The organism is Cryobacterium sp. TMT1-19, from assembly GCF_004403055.1.
Classification (GTDB): domain Bacteria; phylum Actinomycetota; class Actinomycetes; order Actinomycetales; family Microbacteriaceae; genus Cryobacterium; species Cryobacterium sandaracinum.
In genome coordinates this window covers 21,645-42,326 of record NZ_SOHB01000027.1, presented here as the reverse complement: position 1 = coordinate 42,326, position 20,682 = coordinate 21,645, and the positions used below count along the sequence as shown (strand labels likewise).

General features: G+C 66.5%; 26 protein-coding genes and 1 pseudogene. 12 read left to right on the top strand and 15 right to left on the bottom strand.

The window, feature by feature from the left end; translation table 11 throughout:
* Positions 1-193: 193 nt before the first annotated feature.
* The 4 genes from E3T40_RS06975 to upp all read right to left on the bottom strand — a co-directional run bounded on the left by E3T40_RS06975 (position 194) and on the right by upp (position 3,308).
* A complete protein-coding gene (locus tag E3T40_RS06975; protein WP_104170504.1) occupies positions 194-385 on the bottom strand; it encodes a DUF1918 domain-containing protein in 192 nt (63 codons plus the stop codon).
* 110 nt (positions 386-495) lie between these two features.
* On the bottom strand, positions 496-945 hold the full coding sequence (locus E3T40_RS06970) for a MarR family winged helix-turn-helix transcriptional regulator (protein WP_104170487.1): 450 nt from the start codon (positions 943-945) through the stop codon (positions 496-498).
* Positions 946-1,450: 505 nt separating this feature from the next.
* Entirely contained in the window at positions 1,451-2,155 is a 705-nt protein-coding gene (locus tag E3T40_RS06965) for a winged helix-turn-helix domain-containing protein (protein WP_134542976.1), read from the bottom strand.
* Between the two features lie 520 nt (positions 2,156-2,675).
* Positions 2,676-3,308 carry a uracil phosphoribosyltransferase gene (upp, locus tag E3T40_RS06960; protein WP_104100677.1) on the bottom strand — a complete coding sequence of 211 codons (633 nt, stop codon included), beginning with the start codon at positions 3,306-3,308 and terminating at the stop codon, positions 2,676-2,678.
* Positions 3,309-3,342: 34 nt separating this feature from the next.
* Between upp and tadA the strand changes: the two genes are divergently transcribed.
* Positions 3,343-3,822 (top strand): tRNA adenosine(34) deaminase TadA, encoded by a 480-nt coding sequence (gene tadA / locus E3T40_RS06955; RefSeq protein ID WP_134542975.1) that lies wholly within the window; start codon positions 3,343-3,345, stop codon positions 3,820-3,822.
* Here the strand turns inward: tadA and E3T40_RS06950 are convergent.
* Positions 3,779-4,492, bottom strand: coding sequence for a glutamine amidotransferase (locus tag E3T40_RS06950; protein ID WP_134542974.1), 714 nt, complete (start codon positions 4,490-4,492; stop codon positions 3,779-3,781). The genes tadA and E3T40_RS06950 overlap by 44 nt on opposite strands.
* Positions 4,489-5,451: a cation diffusion facilitator family transporter gene (locus E3T40_RS06945; RefSeq protein WP_134542973.1), complete on the bottom strand. Its 963-nt coding sequence runs from the start codon at positions 5,449-5,451 to the stop codon at positions 4,489-4,491. Before E3T40_RS06945 ends, E3T40_RS06950 begins: the two co-directional genes overlap by 4 nt.
* 62 nt (positions 5,452-5,513) lie before the next feature.
* Between E3T40_RS06945 and proC the strand changes: the two genes are divergently transcribed.
* Positions 5,514-6,362: a pyrroline-5-carboxylate reductase gene (gene proC / locus E3T40_RS06940; RefSeq protein WP_104100681.1), complete on the top strand. Its 849-nt coding sequence runs from the start codon at positions 5,514-5,516 to the stop codon at positions 6,360-6,362.
* A 28-nt stretch (positions 6,363-6,390) separates the two neighbouring features.
* Here proC and E3T40_RS06935 read toward each other — a convergent pair whose 3' ends face one another.
* Together E3T40_RS06935 and E3T40_RS06930 are read right to left on the bottom strand one after the other, a co-directional pair.
* Entirely contained in the window at positions 6,391-7,062 is a 672-nt protein-coding gene (locus tag E3T40_RS06935; protein WP_104194609.1) for a TrkA family potassium uptake protein, read from the bottom strand.
* The gene (locus tag E3T40_RS06930) at positions 7,055-8,425 is read right to left on the bottom strand and encodes a TrkH family potassium uptake protein (protein WP_241981699.1); all 1,371 of its coding nucleotides are present in this window, start codon (positions 8,423-8,425) and stop codon (positions 7,055-7,057) included. Before E3T40_RS06930 ends, E3T40_RS06935 begins: the two co-directional genes overlap by 8 nt.
* Positions 8,426-8,571: 146 nt before the next feature.
* On the opposite strand from E3T40_RS06930, the gene E3T40_RS06925 reads away from it, so the two are divergent.
* Positions 8,572-9,018, top strand: coding sequence for a helix-turn-helix transcriptional regulator (locus E3T40_RS06925; protein WP_104170481.1), 447 nt, complete (start codon positions 8,572-8,574; stop codon positions 9,016-9,018).
* A gap of 123 nt (positions 9,019-9,141) precedes the next feature.
* On the top strand, positions 9,142-9,240 hold the full coding sequence (locus E3T40_RS06920; protein WP_003792170.1) for a 30S ribosomal protein bS22: 99 nt from the start codon (positions 9,142-9,144) through the stop codon (positions 9,238-9,240).
* Positions 9,241-9,294: 54 nt separating this feature from the next.
* Here E3T40_RS06920 and E3T40_RS06915 read toward each other — a convergent pair whose 3' ends face one another.
* Complete coding sequence (locus E3T40_RS06915; RefSeq protein ID WP_104194608.1) at positions 9,295-10,017, bottom strand: HAD family phosphatase; 723 nt, start codon at positions 10,015-10,017, stop codon at positions 9,295-9,297.
* 56 nt (positions 10,018-10,073) lie between these two features.
* Between E3T40_RS06915 and E3T40_RS06910 the strand changes: the two genes are divergently transcribed.
* Positions 10,074-10,343, top strand: coding sequence for a glutaredoxin family protein (locus tag E3T40_RS06910; protein ID WP_104170479.1), 270 nt, complete (start codon positions 10,074-10,076; stop codon positions 10,341-10,343).
* On the top strand, positions 10,340-10,636 hold the full coding sequence (locus tag E3T40_RS06905) for a Dabb family protein (RefSeq protein ID WP_104170478.1): 297 nt from the start codon (positions 10,340-10,342) through the stop codon (positions 10,634-10,636). The genes E3T40_RS06910 and E3T40_RS06905 overlap by 4 nt, the downstream gene beginning before the upstream one ends.
* A gap of 23 nt (positions 10,637-10,659) precedes the next feature.
* Here the strand turns inward: E3T40_RS06905 and aspS are convergent, their stop codons facing one another.
* Complete coding sequence (aspS, locus tag E3T40_RS06900) at positions 10,660-11,988, bottom strand: aspartate--tRNA(Asn) ligase (RefSeq protein ID WP_166786597.1); 1,329 nt, start codon at positions 11,986-11,988, stop codon at positions 10,660-10,662.
* Positions 11,989-12,051: 63 nt separating this feature from the next.
* On the opposite strand from aspS, the gene E3T40_RS06895 reads away from it, so the two are divergent.
* Genes E3T40_RS06895 through ccsB form a run of 5 tightly spaced genes read left to right on the top strand, consistent with a single transcriptional unit; the run spans position 12,052 to position 16,715 of the window.
* Positions 12,052-12,696, top strand: a complete 645-nt coding sequence (locus E3T40_RS06895) for a histidine phosphatase family protein (RefSeq protein ID WP_104194606.1) — start codon at positions 12,052-12,054, stop codon at positions 12,694-12,696.
* Entirely contained in the window at positions 12,693-13,289 is a 597-nt protein-coding gene (locus tag E3T40_RS06890; RefSeq protein ID WP_104170476.1) for a TlpA disulfide reductase family protein, read from the top strand. The genes E3T40_RS06895 and E3T40_RS06890 overlap by 4 nt, the downstream gene beginning before the upstream one ends.
* 2 nt (positions 13,290-13,291) lie before the next feature.
* Positions 13,292-14,053: a cytochrome c biogenesis CcdA family protein gene (locus tag E3T40_RS06885; RefSeq protein ID WP_104194605.1), complete on the top strand. Its 762-nt coding sequence runs from the start codon at positions 13,292-13,294 to the stop codon at positions 14,051-14,053.
* A complete protein-coding gene (locus E3T40_RS06880; RefSeq protein WP_134542972.1) occupies positions 14,037-15,701 on the top strand; it encodes a cytochrome c biogenesis protein ResB in 1,665 nt (554 codons plus the stop codon). Before E3T40_RS06885 ends, E3T40_RS06880 begins: the two co-directional genes overlap by 17 nt.
* Positions 15,702-15,752: 51 nt before the next feature.
* Positions 15,753-16,715 carry a c-type cytochrome biogenesis protein CcsB gene (gene ccsB, locus E3T40_RS06875; RefSeq protein ID WP_134542981.1) on the top strand — a complete coding sequence of 321 codons (963 nt, stop codon included), beginning with the start codon at positions 15,753-15,755 and terminating at the stop codon, positions 16,713-16,715.
* 103 nt (positions 16,716-16,818) lie between these two features.
* Here the strand turns inward: ccsB and E3T40_RS06870 are convergent, their stop codons facing one another.
* The 5 genes and pseudogenes from E3T40_RS06870 to E3T40_RS17550 all read right to left on the bottom strand — a co-directional run.
* On the bottom strand, positions 16,819-17,799 hold the full coding sequence (locus tag E3T40_RS06870) for an o-succinylbenzoate synthase (RefSeq protein WP_134542971.1): 981 nt from the start codon (positions 17,797-17,799) through the stop codon (positions 16,819-16,821).
* 65 nt (positions 17,800-17,864) lie between these two features.
* The gene (locus E3T40_RS06865) at positions 17,865-18,128 is read right to left on the bottom strand and encodes a hypothetical protein (RefSeq protein ID WP_104170472.1); all 264 of its coding nucleotides are present in this window, start codon (positions 18,126-18,128) and stop codon (positions 17,865-17,867) included.
* 29 nt (positions 18,129-18,157) lie between these two features.
* Positions 18,158-18,454: an ATP-dependent DNA ligase gene (locus E3T40_RS06860; protein WP_104100695.1), complete on the bottom strand. Its 297-nt coding sequence runs from the start codon at positions 18,452-18,454 to the stop codon at positions 18,158-18,160.
* Between the two features lie 85 nt (positions 18,455-18,539).
* On the bottom strand, positions 18,540-19,109 hold the full coding sequence (locus E3T40_RS17555; protein ID WP_134542970.1) for a sigma-70 family RNA polymerase sigma factor: 570 nt from the start codon (positions 19,107-19,109) through the stop codon (positions 18,540-18,542).
* Positions 19,083-19,160: pseudogene (locus E3T40_RS17550) on the bottom strand (sigma-70 factor domain-containing protein); the annotation flags it as partial. The pseudogene E3T40_RS17550 and the gene E3T40_RS17555, both read right to left, overlap by 27 nt.
* A 605-nt stretch (positions 19,161-19,765) precedes the next feature.
* On the opposite strand from E3T40_RS17550, the gene E3T40_RS06850 reads away from it, so the two are divergent.
* The gene (locus E3T40_RS06850) at positions 19,766-20,677 is read left to right on the top strand and encodes a 1,4-dihydroxy-2-naphthoyl-CoA synthase (protein WP_104194600.1); all 912 of its coding nucleotides are present in this window, start codon (positions 19,766-19,768) and stop codon (positions 20,675-20,677) included.
* Positions 20,678-20,682 lie beyond the last annotated feature (5 nt).

The following is a 20,682-nucleotide window of genomic DNA, read 5'->3' as shown; positions in this document are numbered from 1 at the left end:
GCGGCGTGCGCCGGGTTCGGCGTCAGGCGAGCTGTCGAGTGGCAAAAAGGACACGTGATTCTCATGGCTGAAGCTCCTGATCTTGTACCCGCCACGATCTGCAACGCGTGTTTCGAAGTTGACTCAGGTGATGTCGGCGCAGTACCCCCTTGACCTGGCCGGATGCGTGTGCCGCACCCTCCGGCATCCTGTGCTAGCGAGGTTCGATGTGCTCGATCATGAAGTCCGTGCCGGGGAACAGGATGCTCTCATGCCCTTCGCTGAACCGCACGAGGTAGGGAGGTTCGCCGTCGGGCCCGCGAACCTCCACGATCTCACCGTGCCGGTCCGGTGCTTCCACCGTCTTTCCTCGGATGACGACCCGGTCTCCCTGCGCTGCATGCATGAGAATCACCTCCTCGCGGATCACCGTACGCCCGCTCGCGCGCCCTGCACAGGGCAGAGAGAGGCGGCGCGCCGGGTTCCGTCAAGGCGGCGCAACCTGGGCGGCGCAGGTCAGTCCGCGCCATGCAGGCGATCGCAGAGGGCGGTGAGTTGCAGGAGCTCGTCGGTGCCGAGCGTGTCGCCGATGCGGTCGGTGATGGTGCCCATGTGCTGGACAGCGACCCGGCGGAACAGGTCGAAGCCGGCATCCGTCAGTTCGATCAGGGCGCCGCGGCCGTCAGTAGGGTCGGTGTGCTTCCGCACATAGCCCCGCGCGGCCAGCCGGTCGACCAGACGGCTCACGCTCGGCTGGGTCAGCAGCACCTGCCGATTCAAATCGCGGAGCCGCAGGCGCCGGCCGGCGGCCCGGGACAGGTTGAACATCACGTCGTACTCGTTGAACGAGATGTCATGAGCCGGAAAATCGGCGGCCAGGCTGCGCATAATGGCAACCTGGGCACGAAACAGTGATTCCCAGGCGGCCACGGCCACGGCTCGATCGGTCACGCTGCCTCCCCACATCCTTGATCTCCAAGAATAGGGACTCGGCATCGGGCCGCCTCCCCCACTCGTGGGGATTTGAACAAAAAAAAGAATGACAAACAAGTGGCGCTTCGTTATGCGTTCGTTATATATTCGAAGTGCGTCAACCGTTTGCTGTGGCGGAAGACGCGAAATGTGATTGCAGGACACTCTTGGTGCAAGGGAAGAGGGTCGGTCGTAGCTACTACGACCGGCCCTCTGTCACGCCATCGCCGTCGAATTGTTTTGCAGCGTCGCTCCCGGAAGGCCAGAACCGACCGCAATTTGTGGATGCTGTTCATCTCAGGCGGAGCGCCGTGCCCGGTGTTGGACCAATTCGACGGAGATTCTGGTCTGAAACTGCTTTTCGGAGTATTGCGGGGACGATTTGGGCAGAATCTCCGTCGAATTCGTTCGAGGAGAGGCGCTGCAAGGCCCCGGAAACCCCAATCGGCGAACCCTCATCGCCCACGGCGGCGGGACTCACACAGCGGGAAGCTGGAAGCTAGAAGACGTCCGGGCTCGGCGTGCTCGATTGGCGGATCGACACGTCGGCGTGCCGGTCGAAGCGGTAGCCGACCCCGCGCACGGTGCGCACGATGTCTTCGTAGCGACCGAGCTTGGCGCGCAGGCGACGCACGTGCACGTCGATGGTGCGCTCATTCGGCGCGTCTTCCTCGTCGGCGGCGTTCCACAGCTTGGCGATCAGTTCGGCACGCTCGATGGTGCGGCCTTCGCGGAGCACCAGGTACTGCAGCAGCTCGAATTCCTTGTAGGTGAGCGCCGCGGTCTCGCCGTCGAGGATGACCCGCTTGCGGGAGATGTCCACCACGACGCCGCCGAGTGCGCGGTCGGGGTCGTCCGTCACAGTGCGGTGCCGGGCCAGCGCAGTCGGGTCCTGCAGGGCGAGGCGCACGACGTCGACGTCGCGTCCACCGGCTCCGGCGGGCGCCAGTGCGACGGCGGCATGAGTCTCCGCCGTCGGCGCGATGGTTCCGGTGAGGGCTTTGAGCGCCTCGACGATGCGGCTGAGGCTGGTCCCGGCCGCGGCGGCCGTGGCCTCGTCGATGCCGACGTAGAAAACGAAGCCGCGGGCCTGCGTGCCCTCGGGCACGGCGCGGATGCGGGGTGCGGCGGGCGTCGGAGCGGCCTGGCGTTCGAGGCGTGCGGCCTGGGCCGAGCGGGCGGTGTCAATGTGGGCAAGCGACATGAGAGTAATCCTTGGCTGGGGTACTGCAGGTGAACCCGACGCTGAGGAGCTGTTCCAGGTTCGAAAAAGTGCGGCCGGTGAGAGGCCTGGAGGGAGCGAGAGGGGCTCCGGAGTTCAACCAACCGGCCGCGTGAAGTCAGCGGGGCGGGAACTCGGCGAGGTGTTCGCTGCTTAGCGGGACATTCGGCAACACGCGCAGCAGCTGCCGGGCATCATCATGCCGGCAGTCCCGGGGGCCTCGAAGGAGGTCTGGGGGCGTGCGCTCGTTGTCATAGTTGCGAGTAAAGCCCACTGTTACGGCGTGTGTCAATTCTGAAACCAAGGATGACGCCGTGTGACACGCATCACGTTCGGTGGCTCCGCGGCGGATCGGAGAATCCACCGCGGATCGCGAAAGCATGAAAGTTTCCATGATGAAATTCGATTTCATCAAAGATTCTTGAATATGCCCGGTATCAACGCCCGGCATGTCGCAGGACCTTCAGTGTCCGCCGCCCGACGGAATTGGTGCTCGCTAGGGCTAGACCAAACCGTAGAGGCGGTCGCCGGCGTCACCGAGGCCGGGAACGATGTATCCGTGCTCGTCAAGCTTGTCGTCGACGGCACCGAGAACGATGGTCACTTCGCGGCCCTCGAGGGCCTTCTCGACCGCGGCGAGCCCCTCAGGTGCGGCGAGGATGCAGATGGCCGTGACATCGACGGCGCCGCGGTCGAAGAGGAACTGGATGGCTGCGATCAGCGAACCGCCCGTGGCCAGCATCGGGTCGAGCACGAAGCACTGGCGGTCGGAGAGGTCGTCGGGCAGGCGCTCCGCGTAGGTGGCGGGCTGAAGGGTCTCCTCGTTGCGGGCCATGCCGAGGAAGCCGACCTCTGCCGTCGGTAGCAGTTTGACCATGCCCTCGAGCATGCCCAGGCCGGCGCGGAGGATCGGCACGACGAGCGGCTTGGGGTCGCTGATCTGCACGCCGCGGGCCTCGGAGACCGGGGTCTGCACGGTCACGTCCTCGACTCGCACGCCGCGGGTCCCCTCATAGGCGAGGAGGGTCATCAGCTCTTCGACAAGTGACCGGAAGATCGGCGACGGCGTGTTCTTGTCTCGGAGTACCGTGAGTTTGTGGGTGATCAGGGGGTGGTCGGCTACGTGGACTCGCATAGGCTCAATCTACTAGTCGGGGAAGGGAACGTAGATGGGCGAGGTCGATCGCCGGCACAGCGAATGGATGCGGCTCGCGCTCTGCGAGGCCCGCACTGCCCTCGAAACGGGGGATGTGCCCGTCGGTGCGGTGGTGCTGGACCCGTCCGGCCGTGTGATCGGCCGCGGACGCAACGAGCGCGAAGCGCTGCAGGATCCCACCGGCCACGCCGAGATCGTCGCCATCCGTCACGCTGCCGCGTCCCTGGGGGACTGGCACCTGACCGGCTGTACCCTGGTAGTGACGTTGGAGCCCTGCGTGATGTGCGCGGGCGCGATCCTGGCCGCGCGGGTGCCGGTCGTGGTTTTCGGCGCGTGGGACGAGAAGGCCGGCGCCTCCGGATCGGTCTACGACGTGCTGCGTGACCGCCGGCTCAATCACCGCGCTGAGGTCTACGCCGAGGTCGACGCTGACGAATGCGGGGAGCTGCTCAGGGCGTTCTTCGCGGACCCAACCCGTCGAGCCATTCGCTGAACATGGACCGGGAAGCGTTCTGCATACCGCTGGAGTAACGTTCGCGTTCGCGGCGCAGGTCGCCCACGTCGAAGCCCTCGGCGGCCACCTCCGCCTCCGAGGCCGCCAGCCACACCTCGTGCATCTCCTCGGTGACCTCCGGGTGGAACTGCACGGCCAGCGCCCAGTCTCCGATCCCGAAGGCCTCATTGCCGTACTGGGGGGACCCGGCGAGCCGTGTCACCCCGTCGGGCAGGTCGAACGTGTCGCTGTGCCACTGGAAGACGGGGACGCCGCTGACGTGCCGCAGCGGGGATGTCGCCCCGGCCTTCGTGGGCTCCACGGAGCGGTAGCCGATCTCGTTCGTCGGCCCGCGGTAGACGCGGGAGCCCAGGGCGTTCGCCATCAGCTGCGCACCCAGGCACACGCCGAAGACGGGCAGAGAGGCGCCGAGCCGCTGCGTGAGCAGGTCGATCTCGGCGTGCAGCGAGGGGAACTCGTCGGCCTCGTAGACCCCCATCTCGCCGCCGAGAACGACCAGCAGGTCGGCTTCCCGCGGGTCGAGGGCGCGCACGTCCTCCTTGAGCGTGTCGACGTAGCGAATGGAGTAACCGTGCTCCCGCAGCACCGGTTCGAGGTTGCCGAGGTGGATCGTGTCATCGTGGCGCAGGACGACCGCGGTGCGGTTCACTCGCTGCCTTTGATGACGATGGTGTCGGTGGGCGGCGTGCGGCGGTTGGGGTCGAAGAACAGGTCCGGCTCGAGGTAGATGACGCGGGCCGCCGGCACGGCCTCGCGGATGCGGGTTTCGACGGTGTTGATGCCCGCCGCCACATCGGAGAACTGGCTGTCGGCCTCGAAGGCGATCTTGGCGGCGACGAGCAGTTCGTCCGGGCCGAGGTAAAGGGTCTTGAGGTGGATGATCTTGCGCGTCTCCGGACCGGCCAGGATGGCACGCTCGATGGCCGCGGCATCCGTCTTACCGGCGCCTTCGCCGACGAGGAGGCTCTTGGTCTCTACGCCGAGGACCACGGCGACCAGGACGAGCAGTACGCCGATGAACAGGGTGCCGATGGCATCCCAGACGGGCTCGTCGGTGATGATGGTGAGGCCGACGGCGAGGAAGGCGAAGACCAGGCCGGCGAGAGCGGCGATGTCTTCGAGCAGCACGACGGGCAACTCGGGCGCCTTCGCGTGCCGCACGAACTGCACCCAGCTTTGGTTGCCGCGCACGAGGTTCGATTCCTGGATGGCGGTGCGAAGTGAGAAGGACTTGAGTCCCATGGCGACCAGCAGCACCACGATGGGCAGCCACGGCACGTCGAGCGGGTGCGGGTCCTGCAGCTTCCGCACACCCTCGTAAAGGGAGAAGACGCCGCCGACGGAGAACAGGATGATCGACACCACGAACGCGTAGACGTAGCGTTCCCGGCCGTAGCCGAACGGATGCTCCTTGTCGGCTTCCTGCTTGGCCTTGCGACCGCCGACGAGTAGAAGCACCTGATTTCCGGAGTCGGCCAGGGAGTGCACGCCCTCGGCGAGCATCGAGGAGGAACCGGAGAATGCCCAGGCCACGAATTTCGTGATCGCGATCCCCAGATTGGCGAGGAGTGCCGCCACGATTGCTTTGTTCCCGCCCGAAGTGCTCATGGGGCAATCCTAGAATGCACACCAGACGGACCCGGCACAGGGGGCGAAAGTAGACTCGTCGGATGACTTCGACTGCAACCACCACACTGCCCGCCATCGCGTTCCTCGGCGCCGGATCGATGGCGAGGGCCGTTCTGACCGGGCTGCTGAACCCGAATGTGACCGTTCTGGGCGGCATCCGGGCAACCAACCGCTCCACGGCGAAGGCCGACGAACTCGCAGGAATCCCCGGCGTCACCGCCTGGGCCACCGCCGACGAGCCCACGGCCAACCGCAAGGCCGTCGCCGGCGCGCGCATCGTGATCGTCGCCGTGAAGCCCGTCATGGTCCTCGACCTGCTGGCCGAGATCGCCGACAGTCTCGAACCGGGCACGCTCGTCATCAGCGTCGCCGCCGGCGTCACCATTGCCACGTTCGAGGCGTCGCTGCCCGAATCCGTGTCGGTCATCCGCTCGATGCCGAACACGCCGGCCCTTGTCGGCAAGGCCGTCACCGGGCTGAGCGCCGGCACGCGGTCCAGCGACACCGATCTCGAGCTCGCGAGGTCCCTCTTCGGCACCGTCGGCGACGTCCTGGTCGTGCCGGAGGAGAAGCTCGATGCCCTCAGCACCATCTCCGGGTCAGGTCCGGCCTACGTTTTCTACCTGATCGAGCAGCTCACCGCGACGGCGATCGCCAAGGGTTTCACCCCGGAGGAGGCCGCGGTCATGGTGAACGGCACCTTCCTCGGTGCGACGAGCCTGCTGGTGGCATCCGACCTGTCCCCGACGGAACTGCGCCGCCAGGTCACAAGCCCGAGCGGCACCACCGAGCGTGCCGTGTGGGAGCTGGAAAAGGGCGGGATCAAGGACCTGTTCGACCGGGCGACGGATGCCGCACTCGCCCGGGCCCGCGAACTCGCCGGCCACTAGAACTCCAGGCCACGAGAACTCCAGGCCCCTAGAACTCCAGCGACGCGAACCGCTCGATGTCGGACTCGGTGCCGGAGACGATGATCAGGTCCTGGTCGGTGATGACCGTCTTCTCGGTGGCGTAGGTGAAGGGGCGGTCGGGGCTCTTCACACCGACCACGGTGACGTTGTACTTGCGGCGCAGCCCGGATTCGGTCAGGTTCAGGCCCCGGATCGGCTTGGGCGGGATCATCTTGACCAGGGCGAAGTCGTCGTCGAATTCGATGAAGTCGAGCAGGCGTCCGGAGACGAGGTGCGCCAGGCGTTCGCCTGCCTGTGCCTCCGGGAAGACGACGTGGTTCACCCCGATGCGCTCGAGGATCGTGCCGTGCGACTTGGAGATCGCTTTCGCCCAGATCTGCGGGATTCCGAGGTCGACCAGATTCGCCGCGATCAGCACACTGGCCTCGACGGACGAGCCGACGGCGCAGACGGCGATCGAGAATTTCTGCGCGCCGATCTGGCGGAGCGCTTCCATGGAGGTGGCGTCGGCCTGCACCGCGTGCGTGACGCGTTCGGACCACTTCTGCACGAGGACCGCGCTGTCGTCGACGGCGAGCACATCCCGTCCGAGCCGGTCGAGTTGCCCCGCGGTGGCCGCGCCGAACCGGCCGAGGCCGATCACGAGCACCGGTGCGTCGTGTTTGAAGCGGTCAGCCAACGACGGGTCTCTCTTCCGGACGAGAGAACAGCTGCCTGCTCTGGCTCGCGGCGAGGGCAGCGGCGAGAGTCACTGTACCAATCCTGCCCATGAACATGGTTGCCGCCAGCACATACACTCCGGCCGGAGGCAGTTCGCCGGTCAGGCCCGTCGACAGGCCGCAGGTGGCGAACGCGGAGATCACATCGAAGAGCACCTGGTCGAACGGCGCCTTGGAGATCTGCAGGATCAGGATGCTGGACACGGCCACCGTCGTGGCGCCCCACAGCACCACGCTGACCGCGAGCCTCAGGATGTCGCTGGGGATCCGGCGGCCGAACGCTTCCATCTGGCTTCGTCCGCTGGCCTCGGCGAAGGCGGCGAGGAAGAGGATGGCCAGGGTCGTCACCTTGATGCCGCCGGCGGTCGACGCGGAGCCGCCGCCGATGAACATCAGCATGTCCGTGGCGAGCAGGCTCGCCCCCTGCAGGTCGCTGATGTCGATGGTCGAGAAGCCGCCGGACCGGGTCATCATCGACAGGAAGAGCGACTGGAAGATCGTGTCGCCCACGTTCAGCGACCCGAACGTCTTCGGGTTGTCGAACTCGAGCGCGATGTACACGGCGACGCCGGCCACGAGCAGCACCACGGTCGTGAAGAGGGTCAGTTTCACGTGCAGCGACCAGCGTCTGGGGCTATGCCAGCCCCGGACGAGGGCGTAGATCACCGGGAAACCCAGGCTGCCGAGGAAGGCGCCCACCATCAAGGCGCTGAGGAACCAGTAGTCGCTGGCGAACGGGGCCAAACCTCCGACGTTGGGGGAGAAGCCGCTGTTGGTGAACGCCATGGCCGCGTAGTACACGCTCTGCCAGAGCGCCTCGCCGACAGGTGTCCCGACCGCGAGGATACGCGGAAAGAGCAGAATAACCACGACCAGCTCGATTACGAAGGCGCTGATCGCGACCGTCACGAGCAGGTTGCCGACCTCGCCCAGGCGAACGGCCTGTCTTTCATTGACCGGTCCGGCATGGATGCGGGACGGGTTCGTGTCACTGGCGGCCATCAGCCGGGCGCGCAGGCCCAGGCGCCGGGAAATGACCATTCCCATCAGAGAGGCGAGGGTCAGCACGCCGACCCCGCCGATATTGACGCCGACCACCACCAGGACATTGCCGAAGGCCGACCAGTGCGTGGCCATGTCCACCGTCGCGAGGCCGGTCACGCAGATCACCGACACCGCGGTGAAGAGGGCGTCGTGCAGCGGGGTGACGATGCGGTCTGCCGTGGCGATGAGCAGGGAGAACAGGAGGGTGAACACTAGGACCAGTGCGGTGTAAACGAGGATGGCGAATCGGGACGGCGAGCTGCGGACCAGACCGTCCACTGAGTCTCGCAACCAGGCGTACCAACTGGTGGGACGCGGTGCGAAGGCGGACTCCGCTATCCGAGTCTGCACTGAAACCTCCGACTTGCCCGCGACGAACGGCTGTCGCCATGGTATCCCCCACCGGGAATGAGTAGCCTTGAGGCATGGCAGACATCTTTGGCGTGGTGGCGGATTCGACCCGACGCGAAATTCTACGCATTCTCCTCGAGCGATACAACCAATCGAACACGGCCGGCGGAGAGCTGAGCGTGTCTGACATTGTCGACAAGCTCGGCCTGAGCCAGCCAACCATCTCGAAGCACCTGAAGGTGCTGCGCGAAGCGGGCTTGGTGGGCGTGAGAGAAGCCGGTCAGCACCGGTATTACCATCTTGACTACGCGCCGCTGGAGGAAATCGAAGACTGGCTGATCCCCTTCCTCACTGTCGACTTCGACGCCACCGTCGAGGAGCTGACCGAGGAGACCGAGGGCTTGAAGGTGGAACAGCGGGCATTCGCCGCGGCCATCGGAAAGGCCTTTGCGGAAACATCATACCAAATGGCGCATGCGGTCAAAGATGCGAAGCCCCGAAAATGGCGGAGAATCGACTAGTCGGCGGCGCTTGAACGCCCGAATGCGCACACCGCGTAGGAGAGTGTTGTTTTTCCGGTAGACTGATATCTACCGTGTCTGTCGCGAATCCCGCGGCGAAACCAATTCTTTTGTGAGGTCCGTGTGGGTTCTGTAATCAAGAAGCGACGCAAGCGTATGGCGAAGAAGAAGCACCGCAAGCTGCTTCGTAAGACTCGCCACCAGCGTCGCAATAAGAAGTAGACGGTTCTGAACCGTTTGTAATAGCTACCGGCGTAAGCGCTAGGCCCCTGGGGTCTAGCGCTTTTTGCTTGTCCGGGTGGCGGCCCTGATGCTGCCGCGTTTGAGGATCATCACCGGCCAGTGGCGGGCCGCGGCATAGCGGCGGAGCGTGGCATCCGGATTCACGACCACCGGATTGCCGACCAAGTCCAGCAACGGAATGTCGTTGTGGGAGTCGGAGTAGGCCCAGCAGACGGCCAGGTCGACGCCGCTGCGCTCTGCCTGGGCGTTGGCGGCGACGGCCTTGCTGACACCGTGGCAGACACCCTCGGTGAGGCGGCCGGTGAAAATTCCGTCGACGGCCTCGAGCCGGGTACCGAGCGCGCCCGTGAGGCCCAGCCGTTCGGCGATGACGTCGGCCACCTCCTGGGCGGTCGCGGAGACGAGCCAGACCTCGCGCCCGGCCTTGAGGTGCGCACGGGCGACGGCGACCGTTTCCGGCCAGAGCCGCTGCAAGAGGCGGGCGTCGAAGATCTCCGTGCTGAGCGCGACGAGTTCGTCCCGGCTGTAGCCCACGACCACTTCCAGCGCGCGCTCCCGGATGCTCGCGAGGTGCATCCTGTTTTCGCCGACGTAGAGGAATCGGGCCTGTTTCCAGGCGAAGGAGAGCAGGTCCCGGCCGGTGACCAGTCGTCGCCGCCAGGCACCCACACCGAGGTGGTACAGGCTGGCGCCGCGCAGGAGGGTGTTGTCCACGTCGAAGAACGCGATTGCGGGGGCGATGGTGTCTTCGGACATGTGTGCGGTCAAGTCTAGTTGCGCGTTGCGTCGGCGAGCCAGCATAGGCTGGAGCAATGGCTACTGCACTCCTCACCCTGATCGGCAAGCCCGGCTGTCACCTCTGCGATGACGCCCGGGATCTGGTCGGCAGCGTCGTGACCAAACTCGCCGACGACCCGTCCGCCCCCGACATCGTGCTCGAAGAGCGCTCGATTCTCGACGACGCCGAGCTGCACGCCCTGTACGTCGAGGACATCCCGGTGCTCCTGCTCAACGGCAAGGTGCACAACTACTGGCGCATCGATCCACTGCGGCTGCGCACGGCGCTTCTGGCCGTGCGATGATCCGGCACATCGTCTCCTGGCAACTAGCCCCGGCCGACCCGGTCCAGAAGGCCGCCGCCGCGGCCGGGATCGCGGTCCGCCTGGAAGGGCTCGTGGGCGTCGTCGACGAGATCCGCTCACTGCAGGTGGGTTTCGACGTCGCCGGCGGCTCCAACTGGGACGTCGTGCTGATCGCCGACTTTGACGACCTGGACGCCGTCAACCGCTACCAGGTGCACCCCGCCCACCAGGCGGCGGGAACCTTCATCCGTTCCGTCGTATCGTCGAGGATGGCCGTCGATGTCGTCGTCTGACCGTTCGGCTACGGCTCGTTCGGCTACGGCTCGAGGCGCGTCGGGCCGCGGAACAGGTAGGTGACCTCGCGGATGCTGGCCTGGTGCAGCATCAGCATGAGCACCCGGGCGAGGCCCATGCCGAACCCGCCGTGCGACGGAACGCCGTAGCGGAAGAAGTCGAGGTAGCCCTCGATCTCCTCGGGGTCGACGCCCTTCTCCTTGGCCTGCTCGACCAAAATGTCGATGCGGTGCTCGCGCTGCGCTCCAGTGGAGATCTCGGTGCCGTTGAAGATCAGGTCATAGCTCTTGGTGATGCTCGCGTCGCCCTCGTGGCGCATGTGGTAGAACGGCCGGATGCTTGAGGCGTAGTCGGTGAGGAAGACGAACTCGTGGCCGAAGGTCTCGAGCACGTAGGCGGCGATCCGGCGTTCGCCTTCGGGGTCCATGTCGTCGTCATCGCGCGGGACCTCGTAGCCGCGGGTCTTGACGATCTCCTTGGCCTCGGCCAGCGGGATGCGCGGGAACGGTGTACTGGGCACGGTGACCTCGACCCCGAAGAGGGCCAGGACCTCGTCGCCGTGCTTCTCCTTGACGGCCGTGAATCCGGCGACAAGCAGCTCTTCGTGCAGCTGCATGACGTCTTCGTGGCTGTCGATCCAGCTGATCTCGGAGTCGACGCTGGTGAACTCGGTGGAGTGACGGCTGGTGAACGACGGGTCGGCGCGGAACGCCGGTCCGACCTCGAAGATTTTGCCGAAGCCGGCGGCCTGGGCCATCTGCTTGAAGAACTGCGGGCTCTGCGCGAGGTAGGCCTTGGTGTCGAAGTACTCCACCTCGAACAGCTCGGCGCGGGACTCGCTCGCGCTGGCCATCAGCTTCGGGGTGTGCAACTCAATGAAGTCATTGTCGATCCAGTACGTGCGCAGTGCGTGCTCGAACGTGGTCTGGAGGCGGAAGATCAGGTTCTGCTTGGGCTGGCGCAGATCGAGGAAGCGCCAGTCGAGGCGCTTGTCCAGATTGGAGTCGGCCGCGATCGGGGTCTCGGGGATGGCGACCGTGACGACCTCGAGGGTCGCGAGCTTGATTTCGATGCCGCCGAGCTTGACGCGCTCGTCGTGCTTGAGCTCACCGGTGACGGTGACGAAGCTGCCCTGCGACAGGGTGGAGATGGTGGTGGCCGGTTCGTCGGCGACGACAATGCCGTCGGCATCCGTGGTGCGCGGGTTCACGAGCTGCACCGCGCCGGATTCGTCGCGCAGCACGACGAACTGCACCTTCTTCTGGTCTCGGACGGTGTCGACCCACCCGGACACCGTCACGGGTCCGTTGTCGAGGGCGTCCAGGTTCTTGATCACTATGCGCTCAGTCACCGGTCAAGTTTAGCCGTACGGCTCTCGGCGTATTCGCGGGTGCCCCCTCCGTAGACTGGGAGAGTGGTAGCCAGACAGGTACATCTCGTGCGGCACGGTGAGGTTTTCAATCCCGAGCGCGTTCTGTACGGACGCCTGCCCGGATTCCGCCTCTCCGATCTGGGGGCTCAGATGGCCGAGGCGGCCGCCGCCGATCTGGTGGAGCGCGGGCGCCCCGTCGCCCGCATCATCTCCTCACCGCTGCAGCGTGCGCAGGAGTCGGCCGCTCCGATCGCGGCTGCCTTCACCCTTCCGGTCGACATCGACCCGCGCATCATCGAGCCGACCAATTTCTTCGAGGGCAAACGGATGCGGGGCACGGGCGGGGCCTTGCGCGATCCCCGCAGCTGGCACCCGCTGATCAACCCGCTGCGTCCCAGCTGGGGCGAACCGTTCGACTCGATCGCGAAGCGCATGCTCGCCGCGATCGAGGATGCCCGCAACTCGGTCGACGAGGGCGACGTCGTGCTCGTCAGCCACCAGCTTCCGATCTGGATGGTGCACCGCGCCCTGGCCCGGCAGCGTTTGCCGCACGACCCGCGCAAACGCCGCTGCGACCTGTCGAGCATCACAACCCTGTCCTGGCCCGGCGGCTTCCCCGACGAGACCGGCTACTCCAACCCTGCCCTGTCGCTGCAGGTCGGCGCCTCGGACGTAGGAGCCGTATGAACCTCCGTCCCCGCGCCGCCGTCACCGCCCTGGTTGCCGTGGCGCTACTGCTGACCGGCTGCTCCGCCGACCCGCTCGCCGAACAGTACCGCGAGGGCAGCAGTAAGGGCTTCATCGCCGGTGACGGCAGCTGGACCGAGATCCCGGCCGCCGAGCGCGGCGATCCCATCTCCTGGAGCGGCGCCGACGAAAACGGCGACCCGCTCTCCAGCGAGGACTACGCCGGCAAGGTCGTCGTGGTCAACTTCTGGTACGCCAGCTGCGCGCCCTGCCGGGCGGAAGCCCCGGCCCTGCAAAAACTCAACGAGGAATTCGCCGGCACGGACGCCCACTGGGTCGGCGTCAACGTGCGGGACCAGGCCGCGAACGCGACCGCGTTCAACGAGAGCTTCGGCATCACCTACCCGTCGGTGATGGACGTCGACAACGGGAGCATGCAGCTCGCGTTCAGCGGCAGCATCCCGCCCAACGCCGTTCCCACCACGCTGGTGCTCGACCGGTCAGGCCGGGTCGCGGCCCGCATCCTCGGTGCGATCTCGGAGCCCTCCATCCTCGAGACTCTCGTGCGCGACGCGATCGCCGAGGATTCGTAGGCGTGGACAACCCCTTCGGCGAGATCGTCTTCAGCGGCCAGCTCTACCTGGCCATTCCCATCGCCGTGCTGGCCGGGCTCGTCTCGTTCGCCTCTCCCTGCATCCTCCCGCTCGTGCCCGGCTACCTGGCCTACATCGGCGGCTTCACCGACGGCAGCTCGACCGCCGCGCGCGGCGACCGCCGGGGCCGCAACCGTCTGCTGCTCGGGGTCCTGTTGTTCATCCTCGGCTTCACCCTCGTCTTCGTGCTCACCGGTGTCATTTTCGGGGTTGCCGGATTCTGGCTGAACCAGTATCGCGATGCGATCACCCGCATCGCCGGCGTCGTGATAATCCTGCTCGGCCTGGTGTTCGTCGGCCAGTTCGGTTTCGCGCAGCGCAGCGTGAAGGCAACCTGGAAACCGGGGATGGGCCTGGCCGGCGCCCCTCTGCTCGGCGCGGTCTTCGCCGTGGGCTGGACCCCCTGCACCGGCCCCACGCTCACCGCGATCAACTCTCTCAGCCTGACCACGGGCTCTCCCTGGCAGGGGGGCCTGCTGGCCCTGTTCTACGCGCTCGGGCTGGGCATCCCGTTCCTTCTCATCGCGCTCGGCCTCAGCTGGGCGACCGGAGCCGTTTCCTTCCTGAAACGGCACGTCAGGGCTATCAACCTGTTTGGCGGTCTCCTCCTCGTTCTCATCGGCGTGCTCATGGTCAGTGGTGTGTGGAACGCCTGGCTCCTCGACCTGCAAGGAACGATCGGAAGTTATGTCCCGGCCATCTGACCATTACGACGCCCCGGCCTCCGCGGGAATCGTGCAACCGCACCTCGGCTTCGCAGGCTGGCTGCGCTGGTTCTGGCGCCAGCTGACGAACATGCGCACCGCGCTGTTCCTTCTGCTGCTTCTCGCGATCGCCGCCGTGCCGGGATCCCTGGTACCCCAGCGCAGCTCCGACCCGAACGGGGTTACCCAGTACTTCGCCGACAACCCCGACCTCGCACCGCTGCTCGACACGGTTCAGGCGTTCGACGTCTACTCGTCGGCGTGGTTCTCGGCCATCTACCTGCTGCTGTTCATCTCGCTGATCGGGTGCGTCATCCCGCGCACCAAGCACCACTACCTCGCGCTGCGGGCCAAGCCGCCGCGCACCCCCGCCCGCCTGTCCCGGCTGGCCGGCTTCACGGCGCGCATCGCTCCGGCCGGCACGGATGCCCAGGCCGCCGTCGAGTCCGCCCGCAGGCTTCTGAAGTCCAGCGGCTACCGGGCGGCCGTCTTTGAGAATCGCGGGGAGACCTCGGTCTCGGCCGAACGCGGCTACCTGCGTGAAACCGGCAACCTGGTCTTCCACTTCGCCCTGGTCGGCATCCTGATCACCGTCGGTTTCGGTGGCGGCTTTGGGTTCAGCGGCCAACGTGTGCTGGTCGAAGGGCAGACCTTCGTGAATACCCTGCTGGCCTACGACTCGTTCAACCCCGGCCGGTTCTTCAACGACACCAGCCTCACGCCCTACAAACTCACCCTCGACAACTTCGACGTCACCTACGAGGAGGAGAACCTCAAGGCCTACGGCCAGCCGATCGACTTCACAGCAGAGGTCACCATCACCCCGCGGGGTGAGGCCGCAGAGGCCAGCCAGGTGAAGGTGAACGGGCCGGCCCGCACCGGCGGCACCGACGTCTACCTGCTCGGCAACGGCTACGCCCCTACCCTCACCGTAAAGGACCCGAACGGGGTGGTCGTCTTCACCGACTCTGTGCCGTTCCTGCCGCAGGATGCCAACCTCACCTCCCTCGGCGTGATCAAGGTTCCCGACGGGCTCGCCGAGCAACTCGGCATGATCGGCTTCTTCTACCCGACCCAGGCCACCGCGGATTCGGGGGCCTTCTTCTCCTCCTTCCCTGACCTCGAATACCCGCTGCTGACCCTCAACGTCTACTCGGGAGACCTGGGGCTCGACGCGGGCGTGCCGACGTCGGTCTACTCGCTCGACATCGACAAGATGACCCAGCTCACCGGGGGCAAGACCGGCGTGGAGTCGATCGAGTTGGAGCCGGGGGAAACCCGGGAACTGCCGAACGGCCTCGGGTCCGTCACCTTCGACGACGCCAACCCGGGGGCGCAGAACGGGGACTTCTCTGGTTCTGTGCTGCGGTTTGCCTCGTTCGACATCCACCACGACCCCACCCAGCTCTGGGTGCTGTCCTTCGCCGTTCTGGCCCTGCTCGGCCTGCTGACGTCACTGTTCGTGCCACGTCGGCGGGTCTGGGTGAAGGCCGTGCCGGAGCAGGACGGCTCGCTGCGCCTCGAATACGCGGGTCTAGCCCGGGGCGAGGACCCGACCCTGGAATCCGCCGTCAGCGACCTCGCCGATCGGCACACGGACCTGCTGTTATCCTCCCAATCGGCCACCCCGGCATCCGAACAGAAATAGGCTGTCATCGTGAATCTCAACGAGCTCTCCATTCTGAGCCTCTACTCGGCCATGGCGGTCTACGCTCTCGCGTTCATCGCCTTTTCCTTCGACCTGGCCAAGCGCTCCGCGGCGGTCACCTCCGCCACGGCGGCAGACGCACAGGTGCGCCGGGCCGAAGCTGCGCGCGCGGAAGCGGCCGGCGCGGCGGGCGGAACCACCACCCTCACCCGCATCAGCGCTCGCATCGCGAACGACGCGGTCACCCCCTACGGCCGCTCGGCCAGCCTGCGGGTGGGCGTCTCGCTCACCGTTCTGGCGTGGCTGATCCACCTGGTGTCGGCGGTGCTCCGCGGCGTGGCCGCCGAGCGCGTCCCGTGGGCGAACATGTACGAGTTCGCGATGACGGGCACCCTGCTGATCGTCTCGGTGTTCCTGATCGTGCTGACCCGCGCCGACCTGCGCTTCCTCGGCACCTTCGTCACCGGCATGGTGCTGGTGCTTCTCGGCATCGCGGCGCTGCGCTTCTACGTAGAGGTCGCGCCCCTGCCGCCGGCCCTGCAGTCGGCTTGGTTGGTCATTCATGTCTTCGTCGCCTCGCTGGGCACGGGCTTCTTCGCACTCGGGTTCGCCCTCTCGACCGTGCAACTCCTCCAGTTCCGGCGTGAGTCGCTCCTCGCGTCCGCGAAGAGCGGTCGGCTGCGGTTCCTGGCCACCCTGCCGTCGGCGGCCACGCTGGAGAACCTGGCCTATCGGGTCACCATCATCGGCTTCATCCTGTGGACCTTCACCCTCATGGCCGGCTCGATCTGGGCCGAACAGGCCTGGGGTCGCTACTGGGGCTGGGATACCAAGGAGGTCTGGACGTTCATCATCTGGACCCTCTACGCGGGCTACATCCACGCCCGCGCGACCCGTGGCTGGCGCGGATCACGGTCCGCCTGGCTGTCGATCATCGGTTTCGCCGCCGTCATGTTCAACTTCGGCATCGTCAACGTCTTCTTCAAGGGCCTGCACTCCTACTCCGGCCTCTAGACCAGGGGTCCTCGCCCCTAACGAATTCGACGGAGATTTCGGCCGGATCGCCGCCAAACAGGCCGAAAACCCTCTTTTTGCGCAGAATCTCCGTCGAATTGGTTCAGTCGGTGAGTAGCGCGTAGCAGCGGGTCAGGCGGGCCAGCCACCAGTCACGCCGGTCGTCCGCGGCCGCGTAACGCTCCAGCAGCTGCGGGTCGGGGGTCACCCGACGTACCGGGATGCCGCCGTCGACCGGCAGCAGCGGGTCGGTGGTGACATCGGCGGCAAGGAGCGAGGCCGTGCCGAGTCCGCAGTCGAAGTTGAGTTCCGGAATCGCGGCGGCCAGGTGGGCGCCCATCGAGATGCCGACCGAGGTGTCGAGGGCGCTTGAGACCACGGCGGGCAGCCCGGTCTGGTTGATCAGCGCCAGGGCGGCGCGGATTCCGCCGAGCGGCGCGGCCTTGATCACGAGGATGTCGGCCGAGCCCGTGCGGGCCACCAGCAGCGGGTCCTTCGCGCGGCGTACGCTTTCGTCGGCGGCGACGCCGACGTCGAGGTAGCCGGTGCGGCGGCGGATCTCGGCGAGTTCCTTGATGGTGGCGCAGGGCTGCTCCACGTATTCGAGGTCGAACTCGTTGAGGGCGTGGATGGCGTGCTCCGCCTCATCGACGTTCCACAGGCCGTTCGCGTCGACACGGATGCGCCCCTCCGGCCCGAGCACACGGCGAACCATGCGCACGCGTGCCACGTCGTCGGCGAGGGTCTGACCGGGGTCGGCGACCTTCACCTTGGCGGTGCGGCAGCCGGGGAACCGGGCGAGCACGCCGGCGACCTCGTCGGCGGTGACCGCCGGCACCGTCGCGTTCACGGGGATGCGCTCCCGAAGCAGGGGCGGCGTGGCCTGCCAACCGAAATCGATGGCGGCCCGCAGCCAGGTGGCAGCCTCCGCGTCGTCGTATTCTGCGAACGGGGAGAACTCCGCCCAGCCTTCCGGTCCCTCCACGAGCAGGGCCTCGCGGGTGTCGAGTCCGCGAAACCGCGTCGCCAGGGGCAGGGCGACGACGCGGGCAGTTCTGAGCAACTCAGCAAGTGGTGGCAGCATGTTCCCAGTGTGCCAGCCGGGGGCTCTCCCGGGGAACGCCGGTCAGGCGGGGAACGCCAGTCAGGTCAGAGCACGTCCTGGTTGAACGCCCCGTCCACCTCGAGATCAATGTCCGGGCCGTTGTGCGGCTTGACGTTGAGAATTGCGAAGGGGATGCCCGGCGCGATCAGCAGGTAGGCGTCTTCGAAGCGCCCGCCGCCACTGTTCACCCGCAGCCAGTAGGGCTTCCCGGCCAGGAACGCGGTCTCAACCTCGGTCTGGATGGACTCCAATGACCGGCCGCCTAACGAGTACTCCGCGCCGCCGTAGACAATATCGACTCGGATCACGATTCGTCCTTCACCAGTACTGTCGCGGGTCAATGTGGTTCCGGCACGAGCTGGAGGCCGCCGGAGGAATTGGCCGAAAGCATGAGGGCTTCGATCCATTCGCGGTTGAGGCTGGGGGAGCGCCCGCCGAAATACTTGTAGGCCAGGGGTATCGCGGGATGCAGCCAGATCGTGCTGCGGCCGTCGCCGCCCTGGGGGTCGTCTCGCCACGTGAAATAGAAACACTCGCCGCGTCGCAACTTCGCCCCGATGACGACCTGGATATGGGCGAGGACCCGGTCGTCGAAATCTGCTGTCAGAGACGAGTTGTACGTGAGCTTGCCCATATATCCCCCGATAACAAAGTTTGTGCCGAGAATAGCGTGAAGTCGCCAGCACCGCTACGCTCCGTTCAGGGGGCACGGCCGAGGTTCAGTCCCGAAGGTACTGCTCGAGTCGGGGGACCTTCAGCAGGGCCAGTGCGCGCTTCTCGATCTGGCGCACCCGTTCCCGGGTCACGCCCTGAACGACGGCGATCTGGTCCAGCGTTTGGGGCGCGCCCCCGTCGAGACCGAACCGGGACATCAGGATCGACCGCTCCCGCGGCGGCAGGGCACTCATGGAGAAAACGATGTCCGAAGCCCGCATGGTGAGCACGGCGTGCTCCTCGGGCTGGGCCATGCCGCGGTGGATGGCTTGGCGGATCCACCAGGTGGCGTAGGTGGAGAATTTGTAGCCGGTCATGAAGTCGTATTTTTCGACGGCGCGGACGAGGCCGATGTTGCCGTCCTGCACGAGGTCCATGATGGGCATTCCGCGTCCGGAGTAGTGTTTGGCGATGCTGACCACCAGGCGCAGATTCGCTTCGATGAAGTGGTTCTTCGCGCGGCGGCCGTCATGGGCAAGCCAGGCCAACTCGCGGGCCAGGGACGGGTCGTCGACTCCGTGGGACAATTCTTCGCCGGCGAACAGCCCGACCTCGATGCGCTGCGCGAGGGTCACCTCGTCGACGGCGGTGAGCAGGGCCCCCCTGCCGATGCGGCGCAGGTAGTCGCCGAAGGCATCCGTCGATGTGCTGTAGCGGGCGGGAGCGGTCGACGGAGCGGAGGTGAAATTCGCTCACGCTGACGCTGACGCTGACGCTGACGCCGAGGTCGGGGGCTGATTCGCGGCCGGTGTCGGTCGGGAGCTTGAGTGCTCCGGGGGCTGGGTCTCTTGCATGGCCGTGCTCATCGCAGCGCCGTTCCGCTGGGTGCCGGACGGAGGGCGAGACTGGCCGTGGCGCGGTCAAAGGATGAGAAGTACGCTCGCCCCCGGGGCGGCCGAAGTCCGTCACTTCGAAGGCGTCGTCCACGCGCTGGATGAAGCCGACCAAGGCGGCCGGATCGCCGTCCGCGATCATCCGATCGCTGATGCGCCATTCCGTGGGGGAGAGTTCGTTGATCCCGATATTTCTCGCGGGTGGGGTGGGGATCGTTTTTTGTTTGTCATTGTCGGCCATCACTGCCTCCGAGTATTTCTCGATAGCTCAGTACACGGGGTGGAAACGACGGCCTCAAGGGGCTTGACTTTGCCGCTCAAACGGGGGTGCCAACCAGCTGCCGAGAGGCCCATGGCCTGCCGCATTGCGGCGCCGCAGGCCCGCGTAGGCTGGGTGCATGATCGAACAGGTTTCCGAAATCTTCGACCCGACCCAGTGGCAGGAAGTCGCGGGCTTCGACCGCCTCACCGACGTCACGTACCACCACGACGTGACTGGGAGGATCGCCCGGGTGGCGTTCAACCGGCCCGAGGTGCGGAACGCGTTCCGCCCGCACACCGTCGACGAACTGCACGCCGCCCTCGAGGACGCGCGCGTCAACTCGCGCATCGGGGTGGTGCTCCTGACCGGCAACGGACCCAGCCCGAAGGACGGCGGTTGGGCGTTCTGCTCGGGCGGGGACCAACGCATCCGAGGCCGGGATGGCTACAAGTACGCCGAGGGAGAGACCGCGTCCGGGATCGACACGGCGCGCGGCGGCCGGCTGCACATCCTCGAGGTGCAGCGGCTGATCCGGTTCATGCCCAAGGTTGTCATCGCGGTCATCCCCGGCTGGGCGGCCGGCGGCGGGCACTCCCTGCACGTGGTCTGCGACCTCAGCATCGCCAGCGCCGAGCACGGCAAGTTCAAGCAGACGGATGCCGACGTCGGCTCCTTCGACGCCGGCTACGGCAGCGCCTACTTCGCCCGCCAGGTGGGGCAGAAGACCGCGAGGGAAGTGTTCTTCCTGGCCCGCGAGTACTCCGCGCAGCGCGCCTTCGAGATGGGGGCCGTGAACGCCGTGGTGCCGCACGGCGAACTCGAGGTGGAGGCGCTGGATTGGGCCCGCACGATCCTGACCAAGTCGCCCACCGCCATCCGGATGCTGAAATTCGCTTTCAACGCCGTGGACGACGGCCTGGTCGGCCAGCAGGTGTTCGCCGGGGAGGCCACCCGCCTGGCCTACGGCACCGACGAGGCGGTCGAGGGGCGTGACGCGTTCCTGGAGAAGCGCGACCCCGACTGGGGTCCCTACGACTGGCAGTTCTAGGCGAC